Source organism: Bacteroides clarus YIT 12056, from assembly GCF_900129655.1.
In the GTDB taxonomy this organism is placed as follows: domain Bacteria; phylum Bacteroidota; class Bacteroidia; order Bacteroidales; family Bacteroidaceae; genus Bacteroides; species Bacteroides clarus.
Genome location: NZ_FQWK01000003.1, coordinates 492,959 through 508,189, shown reverse-complemented (window position 1 = coordinate 508,189; position 15,231 = coordinate 492,959). Strand labels below are relative to the sequence as shown.

The 15,231-nt window shown below is 43.8% G+C and carries 11 protein-coding genes and 1 pseudogene; 8 read left to right on the top strand and 4 right to left on the bottom strand.

Features of this window, described 5'->3' with window-relative positions; translation table 11 throughout:
• Positions 1–31: 31 nt before the first annotated feature.
• The 4 genes and pseudogenes from BUB52_RS06935 to BUB52_RS06920 form a co-directional block, all read right to left on the bottom strand.
• Positions 32–1,675, bottom strand: coding sequence for an RluA family pseudouridine synthase (locus BUB52_RS06935; RefSeq protein ID WP_087942765.1), 1,644 nt, complete (start codon positions 1,673–1,675; stop codon positions 32–34).
• A 210-nt stretch (positions 1,676–1,885) separates the two neighbouring features.
• Positions 1,886–2,566 carry a hypothetical protein gene (locus tag BUB52_RS06930; protein ID WP_009121323.1) on the bottom strand — a complete coding sequence of 227 codons (681 nt, stop codon included), beginning with the start codon at positions 2,564–2,566 and terminating at the stop codon, positions 1,886–1,888.
• Positions 2,567–2,667: 101 nt separating this feature from the next.
• Positions 2,668–2,796, bottom strand: a pseudogene (locus BUB52_RS06925) (DUF4357 domain-containing protein); the annotation flags it as partial.
• A 369-nt stretch (positions 2,797–3,165) separates the two neighbouring features.
• Positions 3,166–3,600 carry a DUF6078 family protein gene (locus BUB52_RS06920; protein ID WP_039950473.1) on the bottom strand — a complete coding sequence of 145 codons (435 nt, stop codon included), beginning with the start codon at positions 3,598–3,600 and terminating at the stop codon, positions 3,166–3,168.
• Positions 3,601–3,763: 163 nt separating this feature from the next.
• Between BUB52_RS06920 and BUB52_RS06915 the strand changes: the two genes are divergently transcribed.
• The 8 genes from BUB52_RS06915 to BUB52_RS06880 all read left to right on the top strand — a co-directional run bounded on the left by BUB52_RS06915 (position 3,764) and on the right by BUB52_RS06880 (position 15,222).
• Entirely contained in the window at positions 3,764–4,396 is a 633-nt protein-coding gene (locus BUB52_RS06915; RefSeq protein WP_009121326.1) for an RNA polymerase sigma factor, read from the top strand.
• Positions 4,396–5,388 (top strand): FecR family protein, encoded by a 993-nt coding sequence (locus BUB52_RS06910; RefSeq protein WP_039950544.1) that lies wholly within the window; start codon positions 4,396–4,398, stop codon positions 5,386–5,388. The genes BUB52_RS06915 and BUB52_RS06910 overlap by 1 nt, the downstream gene beginning before the upstream one ends.
• A 103-nt stretch (positions 5,389–5,491) precedes the next feature.
• Positions 5,492–8,887, top strand: a complete 3,396-nt coding sequence (locus BUB52_RS06905) for a TonB-dependent receptor (protein ID WP_009121328.1) — start codon at positions 5,492–5,494, stop codon at positions 8,885–8,887.
• A gap of 24 nt (positions 8,888–8,911) precedes the next feature.
• Entirely contained in the window at positions 8,912–10,306 is a 1,395-nt protein-coding gene (locus BUB52_RS06900; protein ID WP_009121329.1) for a RagB/SusD family nutrient uptake outer membrane protein, read from the top strand.
• Positions 10,307–10,334: 28 nt separating this feature from the next.
• Complete coding sequence (locus tag BUB52_RS06895) at positions 10,335–12,341, top strand: outer membrane protein assembly factor BamB family protein (protein WP_039950546.1); 2,007 nt, start codon at positions 10,335–10,337, stop codon at positions 12,339–12,341.
• 28 nt (positions 12,342–12,369) lie between these two features.
• Positions 12,370–13,425 carry an MBL fold metallo-hydrolase gene (locus BUB52_RS06890; RefSeq protein WP_009121331.1) on the top strand — a complete coding sequence of 352 codons (1,056 nt, stop codon included), beginning with the start codon at positions 12,370–12,372 and terminating at the stop codon, positions 13,423–13,425.
• Positions 13,425–14,300: a sugar phosphate isomerase/epimerase family protein gene (locus tag BUB52_RS06885; RefSeq protein WP_009121332.1), complete on the top strand. Its 876-nt coding sequence runs from the start codon at positions 13,425–13,427 to the stop codon at positions 14,298–14,300. The genes BUB52_RS06890 and BUB52_RS06885 overlap by 1 nt, the downstream gene beginning before the upstream one ends.
• A gap of 22 nt (positions 14,301–14,322) precedes the next feature.
• A complete protein-coding gene (locus BUB52_RS06880; RefSeq protein WP_039950547.1) occupies positions 14,323–15,222 on the top strand; it encodes a glycerophosphodiester phosphodiesterase family protein in 900 nt (299 codons plus the stop codon).
• Positions 15,223–15,231: the final 9 nt, after the last annotated feature.

Here is a 15,231-nt window from a genome sequence, read left to right as displayed (position 1 = left end):
TATGTATTGTTGTTTATTCCTGAACATTTGATTAAAAGTCTGCTTTTCGGCTGATTCTCACTTGCTTCCCGGTTATGGGATGGGTGAATTCCAGCGTCTCGGCATGCAGATACAGCCGTTCGGCTTTCTTTCCGTAGAGCTCGTCGCCGATAATGGGGCAGTGCAGTCCGAGCGGGTGGGCGGCGTGTACCCGAAGCTGATGTGTGCGTCCGGTACGTGGATAAAAAGCGATGCGGGTGCGGTTATCCCCGCGTTTCAATACCTCAAAGTCTGTTACGGCGGGTTTGCCATATTCGGCATGTACCATTTGCCGGGGACGGTCAAGCGGATTCGGGCATAGCGGCAGCTCAACCGTTCCCGTATCTTGCGAAACCATTCCTTGAAGCAATGCTATATAGCGCTTTTGGATACTGCGGTTTTTAAATTGCGCCTGCAGGTTTTGGTGAACTTGCTTGGTCTTTGCCACCACCAACAGACCCGATGTCGCCATGTCCAGGCGATGCACAATCAACGGACCGTCCGCGTCAGGATACCGTTCACGTACCACGCTGTAAACGGAAGCCGCATCTTCTTTGCCGGGAACGGACAACATGCCTGCCGGTTTATTAACCACCGCCAACCATTCATCTTCATAGATGATTTCCAATTCTTTCTTGTTGGACTGCAATTCCTTCAGCATCGGATTCTCGTCCACTTCAAGACCTTGCAGCATATGTCTCAAAATCGGTTCGCACTTGCCTTTGCAAGCCGGATAGTAATGTCCGTGATGCCGTATCTCTGTTTTGGGAGACTCTCCCCACCAGAACTCTGCCATTGCAATAGGCTTCCAACCATGCAGATAGGCTTGTTGCAACAGTTTGGGGGCGGCGCACTCACCGGCTCCTGCGGGTGGGGTTTTGTGTACGGTCTGCTCAAAGATGTCGCAAAGCGTCTTGACTTCTCCCCGGTGATTCAGCATTTTGAATTGTCCGAACAGTTTTTGTTGCAGGGCGGCGGAGCGCACCTTCCGTTCGGCTTTCAATGCCTGTATGCCGGCCTCGTGGGTGGAGACGGTTTGTTGTAAAGGGGCGATACGCTCTTTCCAGGCACGTTCCATACGTTTGTATTCCGCTTTCTGAAACTGGCTTTCACGTATCAGAGTGCTTTCTTCTTCGGGAGTGATTCGGCAGTCGGGAGATAAGGCGGCCTGCCGTCTCCGTTCTTCCCGCCTCTCTTTGGCGGCTTTCATTTGCAGCCTGGCTTCTTCCAAAGACGCTCGGGCGGTTTGTTGCAAGGCGGTCAGTTGCTCAATCCGCCGTCTGTATGCTTCATCCTCTTCCAACTGTCTGATACGTACGTTGATTTGTGAGATTTGCTCTTCTTCTGTTTTGAAGAATCCTTGCGGTTGCAACAGGTCGTACACGGGCGGTACAAAGAAAGGATGCACGTTTTTGCCTGCCAGGATGCCCGAGAAAGCCGCGAGATATCCTATTTCGCCTTTGTCCGTTTTCACCACCAATACGCCGAACATTTTGCCTTGCGCCAACTCTTCTTTCCATCGGTCTTGTCGGCCAAGATAGTCCTGCACCTCTTTCACCGCCGCGATGCAGAGTGGATGCGGAGTGTAGCAAAAGGGGTAAGTAAACTTTTCCGGCAGCGGAATGTCTGTTACGGACGTATGGAAGGGATGCAGCATAACTTCTTCCGAATCGGTCACAACATCATCTTCGGCTTGTTGCGGCAGAGGGCGCGGGTGTACAGATTTCTTTTTCTTTCCGTATTTACGTTCTCTTTCCCAGGCGGCCTTGCGTGCCAGGTATCGTTCGTATTGATTTTCCAGATAGTTGTCGGCCATAATCTGTTGTTTATAGGTTGTTCGGTTCGTATGGAAACTCCGGTAACTCTTTTACCGCCTGGTGGACAGTGAGAATTCCTGCCAGTCGTATTGTTGCCCGTTTCCGTCGGCTACGGCCACGCGTATGGTGATATCGCCCGTCTTTATCCGGTCTCCTGCGCTGATGTTGGCGGTATACTTCACGCCGTTGCGCGGAGCTATCTGTTCCACCATGACGGGCGGAGAAATATAGATGCGCTTCATGCCTGTAATTTCCGTCACCATAGGGACTACATTATATATCGTCTGATTCCCCTCGTTCATGATTTCAAAAATCACTTTGCTGCTTTCGCCGGAAGTGATTATATGGTCGCGGTCATCGTCGATGAAACGTATGTTTCGTATTCTCAGATTGTCGAAAACGGAGGGAGCGGGATAGGCTTCGGGCTTCGGTTTGCAGGTTTCCGTTCTTTCTATCCGATAGCTGTATTCTTCCTGTTTCGGGGCGGAGACGGCATTCCCAATGGCTGCTCCGGCAATGGTTCCGATAATTGTGCCGATGGCCGAGCCCCGATAACCGCCTCGCCAGCCGCCGTTATTGTCACCTATCAGACCGCCGATGGCACCACCGACATTTCCGCCGATGGCTGCACCCGCAAATATTGCGCCGGGGTCGCCCGACGCCATTTGGCTTGTGCCGCAACCGCTGCACACAGCGACTAACGCCAGAAATCCAACGAAACACTTCTTCATATCATTCAATTTTGTTTTATGATATACAAAGGTAGGGAAAGTATTGGAAGGTTATTCTGTTTTCTTACTTTTTACTTTTTTATTCAGTATCTTTATAATATCTACTCTAATTGCTTTCTGTAAACAGCGTCCAATGTGTTTCCGTCTTTGTCTTTCCAAACGCGCCACCCGTTATTGCAGCTGCCGGTGCAGAAGTCGGCAGCAGTACTCGGACTTGAAAAGGTGATGTCATGCTCGCTGTTATCGCGTATTCGTATCGCAAAGATAGAAAAAGAATTTTTATCCTTGTCATTTCAGCTCCTTATATGCTTCTTTTTTTCCTGTCTCGTGTGTTGTTTCCCGTTTGCGTAGGGTGAACGGACGGCGTTGATATGGCCGACTGTTTGTTTGGATGCGCGAAACAAACTGTTTCCTTATGGAGAACACTTTGTTCGGTATGTTGGAACACTTTGTTTCAACGCACGGAACATTTCGTTTTATCGTATGGAAACAAAATGTTTTTATACGATAGAACAAAGTGTTCACCACTGTGAACTAATCTGTTAGCTTACTTGTCGGATAAAATAGGATCGCGTATTCCCCGTCATCCCTGCGGTACTCTACCAGCTATATTCCTCGCTGTAAGAATCGAAGGCCGGTTCTCCCTGGATGTTATACTGACGGAATATGCTGCGAATATATGCTTGGTCGTCGGGAGAGAGGTAAGACTCTTCCCGGTAGAAGCGGTAGTATTTTCCGCGACCGAAGTGGGCGATGAGCCGGTTTTTCAGCGTATGCAGATATTTGTACGGAACATCATCGAGCAAATGGCTGATGCCCCACGCCACATGCGCCTTTTGTGCCGACTGGAAGTAAGGACATTTGCTGCTGTCTGCCGGTATGCACAGTGGGTTGATGACGCGGATGGACGGATATTCGGGCGTGTCGCGGACAGCGGCAAGGCGGTGCAGGCAGGTTTCGGCTTTTGCGCATTGGGCGTTGAAGCAACGTGAGAAACTATAAGGTGCCAATGGCTTTTCTGATTGATGTTTCATATTTACAGGTATAATGATATAGCAGACAAAGGTAAGGCCTTTTTTCCCGGGAAGGAAAGGAAACAAATGAAAAGTTTTCTGCTATTTTTTATCCTTTTCTATTCTACTCAATCTATAAATACCTATATTTGGCCTGTTTTTGTAACCTTAGAGCAACTGTAGGATGTCTTTGTTTATACCACTAACACCGGATATGGATGATGAAACACTTTTCGCGCGGGTAGAGCGGGGAGACGTGGAGGCGTTTACCGTGGTCTATAAAAAGTACCATAAGCTGCTTTATGTACTGGCTTATCGCTACCTGATGAACAAGACCATGGCAGAGGATGCGGTGCAGCATGTCTTTACCCGTTTCTGGGAGTTCCGTTCGGAACTTCGCGTAGGTGTCAGTCTGAAGAACTATCTGGTGACGATGACGAAGAACCATATTCTTAATGTAATCCGCAATGAGAATACTGCCGTCGCAAAGAATTATGAGATGGCGCAAAGCACGCCCGAATATGAAGATACGCTGGTAGAGAATCTGGAGAAGAAGGAACTGATGTCATTGTTTTATCAAGCGCTGGACAAGCTGCCGTCTCAGAAACGTGAAATCTGTATGATGAAAGTGCGTGATGAACTTACCAATCAGGAAATAGCGGAGCGCATGCATTTGTCGGTCAATACCATCAAGACCCATTATTCGGAAGCGTTGAAGTTGTTGCGCGCGCATCTGCATAAATTGCTAATATTTGTTACATACCTCACCCTGCTGAAGCATTTAAGTGTCTTTTTTATACTATGGATAATAAGATGATGAATAAACCCACCGAAGAACAGATACAGGAAGTACTTGCCGGAACATCTACTCCTGAAACAGCCCGTCTTGTCGCGCAATGGTTCGCTACGGATGAAGGAACGGCCTATTTGTCCCGAAGCATGGATTGTGAGGTGGAACAGGTGAAGCTTGGTTATGAAGAACTTTATGTGAACCATGAAATAGCGTCTGATGAATTGTTTGCCCGTATTCGCAGGAATATCCGCCGGAAGCGTATCCGCAGGATAGCTTTCCGTGCGGCTGCGGTATTGATTCCGTTTATTGTGCTGGCAGGCCTGTTTGTACAGTTGGACAAGCGGGTGGATTTGTTTGGCGGTTCCGGTTACGAAGAAATCTATGTGGCAAAGGGTGAGCGCCTGCAAATGATGTTTCAGGATGGCACACGCATATATATCAATTCCGATTCCCGCTTGAAGTACCCCAGGAAGTTCGCGCTTTCCAGCCGCGAAGTCTATCTGGAAGGTGAAGCTTATTTTGTGGTATCTAAAAATCCGGACCGCCCTTTCATCGTTAATCTGAACGGACCTGCCATTCATGTACTGGGAACTTCGTTCGATGTCAATGCCTATCCGGATAATAAAGATATTACCGTATGTCTGGATGAAGGGCGTATCGACCTTACGCTCCCCTCGGATAAGAAATATCCGGTGCAGCCCGGTGAACGGCTGGTGTACAACCGGGAGGACGACCGCTGTACCATTTCACGAAACAGTGACACCCGCTTTTCTTCTTTGTGGAAAACAAATGTAATCGCTTTCAGGGATGCTCCTTTGGCGGAAGTTATCAAGGTGCTGCATCGCTGGTATAATGTTGATTTTAAAGTGGAGAACCAGGACGCTTGGAATGTTTATTTCACGCTGACTTCCGAAAATACACTTCTTGAAAAAGTATTGCGTGATTTGGAGAAGATCGCCCCCTTATACTTTCGGTATGATGAGGCTGAAAAAGAGATAATTGTCACTACAAAATAAAATTCAGCAAAAAAAAGAGATTTTCTCTCACCCGTTCCGGACTCTTGTGTGTCTACTTAGTATAAAGAGAATTTTATACTATTGCTAATCTAAAATTAAAGTTATGAAACACAAGATTCTGCTTGTACTGCTTTTTAGCTCTATGGCTTGTATTACGGCCACTGCTCAAAAGGTTTCAATGGATTTCCGGCAGGTGAAACTGGCGAAAGTCTTTGATGCCATTACTCAACAGACCGGACTGACGGTTGCATACAGCCGTCCTACGGTCAATCCCGATAAACTCGTTACTGTCCGGGCGGATAAAGAAGAACTGTCTGATGTACTGAACAGATTGCTGTCCGGCATGAACGTTGCTTATGAGATAAGCGGAAAGAAAGTCTATCTGAAAGCGAAAAACAGTTCGGAAGCTGCAGGGCAGGGTGGAAAGATGAAAAGGATTTCCGGTATCATCGTTGACGAAAAAGGCGAACCGGTAATTGGTGCGAGCATTGCCGTGAAAGGTACTTCTTTGGGAACGATTACGAATGTTGACGGAGAATATACATTGGCTGGCGTTCCCGAGAAAGCGGAAGTTGTCATCTCGTTTATAGGCTACAAGACACGGACTTTTTCGGCAGGGGACAAAGCGCTTGCCAATATAATTCTGAAAGAGGACAGTGAATTGTTGGAGGAAGTAGTGGTTGTGGGATATGGCGTGCAGAAGAAGAGCGACGTATCTACTTCCATATCTTCTGTGAAGGCGGAAGATATTGCCAAAACATCCGCTTCAGATTTTCGTCAGGCATTGGCGGGAAAAATGCCGGGAGTGCAGGTGACTACTCCAAGCGGTGATCCGGAAGGCAATGTCAGTATCCGCGTGCGTGGTATCAGCACTGTCAATGCCGGTAGCGATCCGCTTTATATCATTGACGGTGTACCGGTAGAACGTGGCTTCGCCAATCTTAATAATAATGATATAGAATCGGTGGAAGTGTTGAAGGATGCTTCGTCGGCAGCTATTTATGGCAGCCGCGGTTCCAATGGTGTTATTATTATTACTACCAAACAGGGGCAGACGGAAAAAGTGAAGATACAGTATGACGGTTATTATGGCATACAGAATGTATCGAAGAAACTGGATATGATGAATGCCTACCAGTTTGCGGAGTTTGCCAAGGACGGTCATGACAACGCCTATCTGGATGCCAATCCGGGAGTTTCGCCCGACGACCCGAACGGCATGCGTCCCAACTCGTGGGAACGTATTCCCACCGAACTGTTCCCTTACCTGAATGGCGATCGCGGATTGACGGACACCGATTGGCAGGATGCCATTTTTCGGACTGCCGGTACACAGAGTCATAATATCTCTGTTTCGGGGCGTGGGAAAACGGTCGGCTATTTTGTTTCGGCCAATTATTACGATAAAGAAGGTGTCGTTATCAATTCCGATTTTAAGAAATACAGTATGCGTATGAATCTTGACGGCCAGTACAAAAGATTCAAGTTCGGGGTTAATTTCTCTCCGTCCTACTCGACTTCCAATCGTGTGGACGCATCAGGTTCAGGCGGTGTTGTACAGTCTGCGTTGATGATGCCGCCTGTATGGCCTGTATATAATGCGGACGGAAGTTATAATTATCAGGGAAACGGTTATTGGAGAATCGGGAACGATTATCAACACAATGCCATATTGAACCCCGTCGCGATGGCCAATTTGCAATCCGACGTTGTAGACCGTATGGCCATTGTAGGAAAAGTGTTTGCTGAAATAGAGTTTTTTAAAGGGCTGACTTACAATATTTCTTTCGGTGGTGATTATTACGGCTCGCATAATGATACGTACCGTTCCTCGGAATTACCGTTGCTGGGACAGAAGTATTATGATACCAAATCCAATCCTGTTGCTTACAGCTCTTCCGGCTTTTATTTTAATTGGTTGATAGAGAATAAGATAAATTATAATACTACTATCAATGAAGACCATTCTTTAAATGTAGTGTTGGTTCAGTCTGCGCAGAAAGAAACCTATAAAGGAGATAATGTAACGGCCACAGACTTTCCGAATGATTATATCCAGACCATCTCGGGCGGTACGGTGACGAAAGGTAACTCCGATAAGACGCAATGGACCATAGCCTCTTATCTGGCACGCGCTCAGTATAGCTATAAAGGTAAATATATGGCTTCTGCCGCCATACGTGCCGATGGTTCTTCACGTTTCGGAAAGAATAATCGTTGGGGGTACTTCCCGTCAGCTTCGGCAGCATGGAGAGTCAGCGGTGAGGATTTCTTCCAAAACACTCAGGCACTTTCTTTTATAGATGATTTAAAGATAAGGGCAAGTTACGGTGTTACCGGTAATTTTCAAATAGGCAACTATGACCATCTGTCGCTTATGGCAATCGATAATTATATACTTGGAACAAACAGCGGCCAGCTCATTTATGGCTATAAGCCCAATACGATTAAAAATGAGGATTTGAGCTGGGAAAAGAATGCGATGATTAATGCCGGTATTGATATACAGATGTTTAAGGGGCTGCTGGGAGTTACGGTAGATTATTACAATACGAACACTTCCAATATGCTTCTGAATGTTCCTGTTCCTCATCTGACAGGTTATAGTACTGCGTTGATGAATATCGGTAAAGTGAATAACAGAGGATGGGAGATAGCTTTGACTTCTCAGAAGAATTTTACGAAAGATTTCGGATATTCGTTCAATGCCAATTATGCGACCAATACGAATGAGGTGAAGGCTCTTGGTCCCGGCAACGCTCCTATTATCTCTACCGGCAGTGTAGACCATGCTTATTATATCACTAAAGTGGGTGAGCCTATCGGCAGTTACTATCTGCTGGTGCAAGACGGTATCTTTTCCAATGAAGAAGAGCTGAAGAAGTATCCTCATTTCAGCAATACTCAGCCGGGTGATTTCCGTTTTGTAGATGTAGACGGTGACGGCGTGATGGATTTGGATAAAGACCGTACGATTGTAGGTAATTATATGCCTGACTTTACTTATGGTTTCGGTGGTAAAGTATGGTATAAAGGGATAGACTTGGATTTTAACTTCCAGGGTGTTTATGGAAATGAAATATTGAACCTGAATAGAAGATATATTGATAATATGGAAGGTAACGTCAATGGAACGACGATTGCTCTGGGGCGTTGGAAGAATGCTGATAATCCGGGTAACGGTCAGGTGAATCGTGCCAATCGTAAGTCAAAAGGCTACAACGGCAGAACTTCAACCTGGCATTTGGAGGACGGTTCTTACCTGAGATTGCAAAATGTGACTTTAGGATATACTTTGCCTCAAAGCTTGACTCGCCACTTCTTTGTCGAGAAGCTGAGAGTGTATGTGTCGGGACAAAATCTTTGGACATCTACCGATTACAGCGGATATAATCCGGAAGTTAATGCACGTCCCGGGAACTCACTCTCTCCGGGTGAGGATTATGGAACGTATCCACTGGCCAGAACGTTTTTATTCGGCCTGAATATAACTCTTTAATTACCCCTTTAATAGATATGAAATATGAAAAAATATAAACTTCTTCTAATAGCATCAGCCGCTTTTCTGTCGGTGTCCTGTACAGATAATTTTTTCGATTTGGAACCGAGCAGTAGTGTACCTACGGATAAGATATATAAGACGGCCGAGGATTTTAATGTAGCGGTTATAGGTTGTTATTCAAAGTTGCAGACACAGGTAAGCTATTTTACCGAGTGCTGTGAATATCGGAGTGATAATCTGTATTTGAGCGCTCCCACTACCGGAACGCAAGATCGGTATGATATAGACCAGTTTTCCGATAAACCGTCGAATGGTATCTTGCAGGATGCATGGGCTAATTTTAATAATGGTGTGTACCGTTGTAATCTGGTGCTGGATAAAATAGATGGAGCGGATTTCGATGAAGCGTTGAAAAAGCAGTATAAAGCTGAAGCCTTGTTTATCCGTGCCTTGACGTATTTTAATATGTACCGTTTATGGGGAGGAGTACCTATGACTGATAAAGTCGTAACCGTTTCTGAAGCGCTGGCGATCGGACGCAGTTCGGAACAACAGGTTTATGATTTTCTGACAGGTGATTTGAAGCAGATAATAGAAAATAATATGTTGCCTCAGTCGTACACAGGTACCGAAGTAGGGCGTATAACTTCGGGAGCTGCCAAAGCGCTGTTGGGTAAGGTGTATCTAACTTTCCATAAGTGGGAGGAAGCAAGGGATGTTCTGTCTCAGATTATAGGTAAATATAGTTTGATGTCTTCTCCGGACAAAGTATTCGATGTGGATAATGAAATGAATAATGAGGTCATTTTTGCAGTTCGTTTCAATAAGGATATAGAGGGTGAGGGGCATGGCTATTGGTTCTCCATAACCAATTTGAGCGATGATACCAACCAGACGGAAGCATTGAAAAAGTGTTATTCGGACGCTGATGATAAACGCAAGGAACTGATAGAATATACACAAGTGGAAAGCAAGGTCTTTGTGTTGAAAAAATTCAAGGATGTCAAGAGCGCCACTTATAATACGGTGGGTAATGACCAGATTGTTTTGCGCTATGCCGATGTACTGCTTATGTATGCCGAGGCTCTAAACGAAATAGAGTATAGCAACTCGCAGACCTCTGTTGCCATGAATGCTTTGAATGCGGTTCATACACGTTCATGCAGCTCTGCCATACAGATTGCAGAGCTTCCTGATAAGGATAGTTTCCGCAAGGCGATTATGTTGGAGCGTCAGCGCGAGTTCCCCTACGAAGGACATCGATGGTTTGACCTTGTACGAATGGGGGGCGCTAAAGAGGCCATGAAAGCGGAAGGACATGAAATTCAAGATTACCAATTCCTGTATCCTATTCCCAAAACGGAACTGGAACGTATCAATAATGAGAAACTTCTATGGCAAAATCCCGGATATTGATTCCTTGTTAAACTTAAAGAAACAGACAATGAAAAAAGTAATATATAGTTTATTTTTTGTCTTTGCGGCAGTTTTTACTGCATGTGAAGAAGAGCTGCCGAAGGCTAATTTTGATTTGTATGAATTGAAATCTTTAGAGGCAAGCGCCGGAGATATGAATGTAACTCTGACCTGGGAAGACTATGAAAACGCTCACCCATCCGAATATCTGGTTATCTGGACTACCGGAGCCGCTGAGGATGATGGCGGACAGATGACAGTAGGAGCTGACAAGAAAAGTGTAGTTGTAGAGAATTTGGTGAATGACATGACTTATGGTTTTTCCGTACAACCTCGTTATGCAGGTGGGCTGGCCGGTAAAACGTCTGTAAATTGTACTCCCAAGAATGCACGTTATCCTGTTACGGACTTAACGGCTACTGCTGGTAATGAGCGGGTGCGGTTGAATTGGATAAAGCCTAATAGTGAACGTTTTACGAACTATCAGATAACTGTGAGCCCGAATGGTAAGGTAATAACATTGGATGATACTTCATTGGAGTCTTATATCATTGAAGGATTGACTAATGATATGGAATATACTTTTAGTATGGTAGCTTCTTATCCTACGGGAAACTCTGAACCTGTTGAGGTTTCGGCTACTCCGGGAAAGGTTTCTCCTATTTTGGTTGATCAGTCTGAAAAGACGGAACTGACACTTTGGGAGCCTGTGACATTTACATTGAATGACATGTTTTTTATGGGAGGTGATGTACAGTCTGTAAATTGGGATTTTGGTGATGGAACGACATCTGTGGAACTAAGTCCAAAGCATGCGTATGGAGCTATTGATGAGTATGTCGTTTCCGTGACAGTGACTTACACGAACGGTACTGTTGATACAGGAAGCCTGAAAGTTATAATAGTAGATTATAAATGGAATTCGGTAGACTTGAAATTTGCAAATTATAATGGTGATGTAAAAGCGTCTAATCCGGTATTTTCATTAGATGGTAAAACAATGTATATCCCAACTACTGTGAAAGATTTGTCCGGACATCTATTTGCCATCGATGTTGCCAGTGGAGTTATTAAATGGGTATTTGCAATTGATTATTCCAATAATAAAGGTGGTGGTGGCGCATTGGTTGGAGATGATGGGATTATCTATCAATGTGTAGGCAACAATTCTAAAGATAATGTATATGCCATTAAACCTGATGGTACTAAACTTTGGTCTGTAAAATTAGATGCCGGAATTGATGCTTTTCCTGCATTATCAATAGATGGGAGTAAACTTTATTGTCTCACTAATAAGGCTACATTATATGCTCTTAATGCAGCAAATGGAGAGATAGAATGGGCCGAGGAATTAGATAAAAGCGGGATAGGAAGTGCAGTTGCTGTCGATAAAGCTGGGAATATTTATGCGGGTACCAATGCGAAAATTTACTCTTATACTTCGGAGGGAGAAAAGCGTTGGGAAACATCAGAAGAAACGAAAGTTACGGAAACTGGTGCGTTTGCTTTGAATGGAAAACATTTGTATGCAGCATTGAAAAGTAAAGGTGGATTGATATCGATCAATATGGATACAGGAGCAAGAGAATGGAGTTGTCCTGTTTCTACCGATGATAGTTACTTTCCTGTAGTGGACAAAGATGGGGTTATATATTTTACAGAAAAAAAATCTGCTAATGTATATGCAGTAGATCCGACTAATGGAAATAAAAAATGGACGAAGGGATTAACAACAACTTATAATTTAATTTATAATGGCCTTGCTTTAAGTGATGATGGTGTACTTTATATGGGAACTCAAAAAGGATTTGCTGTATTTGGATTGAATACTATTGATGGAGAAGTCAATAGTATGATACCTAATGTTGGACAAGTCATGGCAGGTGTTACGATTGGGCCGGATAAACGTCTTTATTGTGGTACTATCAAAGGAAACATCGGATCTATTAAGGCTTTGGCTATTGATAAGGTCTTTGAAGCATCCTCCTGGAGTATGCGTGGCGGCGACCTGCAAGGTACCAACCGTCAGAAGTAAATATGAATTTTAAAGATATAGAAAGTTTATGGACAATATAAGAAAAATAAAATATTTCCTTACCTGCTTATTAGCGGTAGGGCTCATGAGTTGCAGTAATGATAATGATGACATAACGACAGGATATGAAGGAATTCTTGATGACCTCTCGGAAGAAGTCAATGTTACAGTACAAGAATTGTGGAGCACGTCTCCACTTACTCTTGACGCAAAACGAACCGGAGCTTTAACTAAAATACAAGGATATGCAGATAATTGTTTAAGTGATTACTTTTCAACTTTTCTGAGCGGATATGATCAGACTAGTGAAAATATGGAGAAAGCAGACCCTATATTAATATATTATCGTAGTGCATTTGATCGTGTTTTGGAGGATATTAAAAATTCTTCAGTAGAAGAAGGCACCGTTGAATTGTGGCAACTGTACAATATGGGATATGTGATAAAAACGTCATCGGGTTGTTTCGCCATAGATATTTCTCATCGTTGGGCAAAAGAGTTGGCTCCTTATATTGATTTTTTATGTGTGACTCATAATCATGCCGATCATTATAATAAGGAACTGATTCAAGCGATGTTTGACCTTGGCAAACCGGTTCTTTCGAACTATCTGCAAGATGAGTCGTATGAATATACCTCTAAAACTCCGACAGATTATACAATCGGTAATTTTGCTATTCACACCAGCATAACCGATCATAATAATTCCGGTTTATCCAATTTCGTAACAGTCTTTTATATAGATTGCGGTGAAGACACCGGTAACTTTACTTTGATACATACGGGGGATTCAAATTTTAAACCGGAACAATTTACTAATATTGCATCTCATGTGAATGTCCTGATTCCACGTTATGCACCGAATGCCTTGACCGAAAATAATATTATTGGTACAGGTTTGGGACAGACGCTTCCTGATTATGTATTATTGTCTCATATACTGGAACTTGCCCATGCAGATACCGATTCGTCCAGATGGTCTGTTGAAATGGCTTTGGAACGTGCCTCAAAGATAAACTGTGAACAGACGTATGTGCCTATGTGGGGCGAAAAACTGGTTTGGAAGAACGGAAAATTGAACTAATGAGAAAGTATATACTTATGACAGTGTTGTCTACATTCTCATTCATTTGCCATGCGCAACAGTATGAGGTGGGGACAACCACTGCCATTTGGAAAAATCCGGTGGCAGCAGACTTCAAGAAAGCAAAAGAACAGGGTGTTCATTATGTAGAAGTAGCTTTTAATCAGTGTTATCGGGGTGTTCCGGTGGAAGAAGTAATACCTCGTATTAAAATGATGAAGAGTAAAATTGATAGCGCAGGTATGCAGGTGTGGTCCGTTCACTTACCTTTTTCACGGGTATTGGATATTTCGGTTTTGGATGATTCGCTCCGTGAAGAGAATGTTCGTTTTATGGCACGGATGATAGAACAATGCAGGCATTTTAAACCTGCACGATTAGTTTTACATCCCAGTTCAGAACCGATAGCGGATAGTATTCGTGCACAACGTATAAAAAATGCACGGCATTCTATTATTTATCTTAAACCATATGCCGACCGTATAGGAGCACAGTTGTGTATTGAAAACTTGCCACGTACTTGTTTAGGAAATACGCCTGAAGAATTGTTAAAACTCATTCATGATATTCCCGGTGTAAAAGTATGTTTTGATACAAATCATTATACGAAGGGTTCCACAAGGCATTTTATGGAGGTATTAGGTCAATATGTAGGAACAATTCATGCTTCGGATTTTGATTTGGTGAATGAGTGTCATTGGCTTCCTACTCAAGGGAAAATAGATTGGCAAAACTTTATGAGAGATTTGCGGAGTAACGGATATCAAGGAGTGTTTATGTATGAGGCAATGAAAGATTGCGATTATAACAAAATACGCCCTGTTCCATCCCGTATTCGTGAAACTTTTGAAAAGATAATAAGCGGTGTACAGTAAACTTATTAAAAAGAAACATATTATGAAAAGATTATATTGGTTTTTCTTATTGTTTGTTTTCACCCAGTTATGTTGGGGACAGAACAAAGCTGATGAAATTAGAAATACTTTTTTGAATGACAATCTATCTCAACTTTTAGTTGTTGCTCATCGTGGGGATTGGCGTAATGCTCCTGAAAACTCTTTGCAAGGAATTCAGAACTGCATTGATATGGGAGTGGATATGGTAGAAATTGATTTGAAAAAAACAAAGGACGGGTATCTTGTCTTGATGCATGATAAGCTGATTAATCGTACCATGAACGGGAAAGGGCGTCCTGAGGATTATACATTGGCAGAATTACAAATGTTGAGACTGAAGAACGGTGCCGGTTGTAAAACTCGTCATCAGATTCCTACCTTTGAAGAGGTAATGACATTGTGCAAAGGTAAGATAATGGTGAACGTGGACAAGGGTTATGATTATTTTAAAGATGCTTACGCCATCCTTGAAAAAACAGGTACGGTGGACCAGTGCGTCGTGAAAGCCGGTTTGCCTTACGAACAGGTCAAGGCGGAGAATGGCGATGTACTGAATAAAATGATTTTCATGCCTGTGGTGAATTTACATAAGGCGGATGCGGAAGCCGTTATTGACAGCTATCTTACTCACATGAACCCTAAAGCCTTTGAACTGGTGTTTAATAATGATGGTCCCGAAGTACAGCGGTTGATAAAGAAAGTGCGTGATAGTGGTGCAAAAATCTTTATCAACAGCCTCTGGCCCGAACTCTGTGGCGGACATGATGATGACCGTGCCGTGGAACTGTGTCAACCGGATGAGAGCTGGGGATGGATAATCGGTCAGGGAGCCCGCCTGATTCAGACTGACCGTCCCGCCCTGTTACTGGAATATCTAAGAGGCAGGAATTTGCATGAATAAAGATTGAGT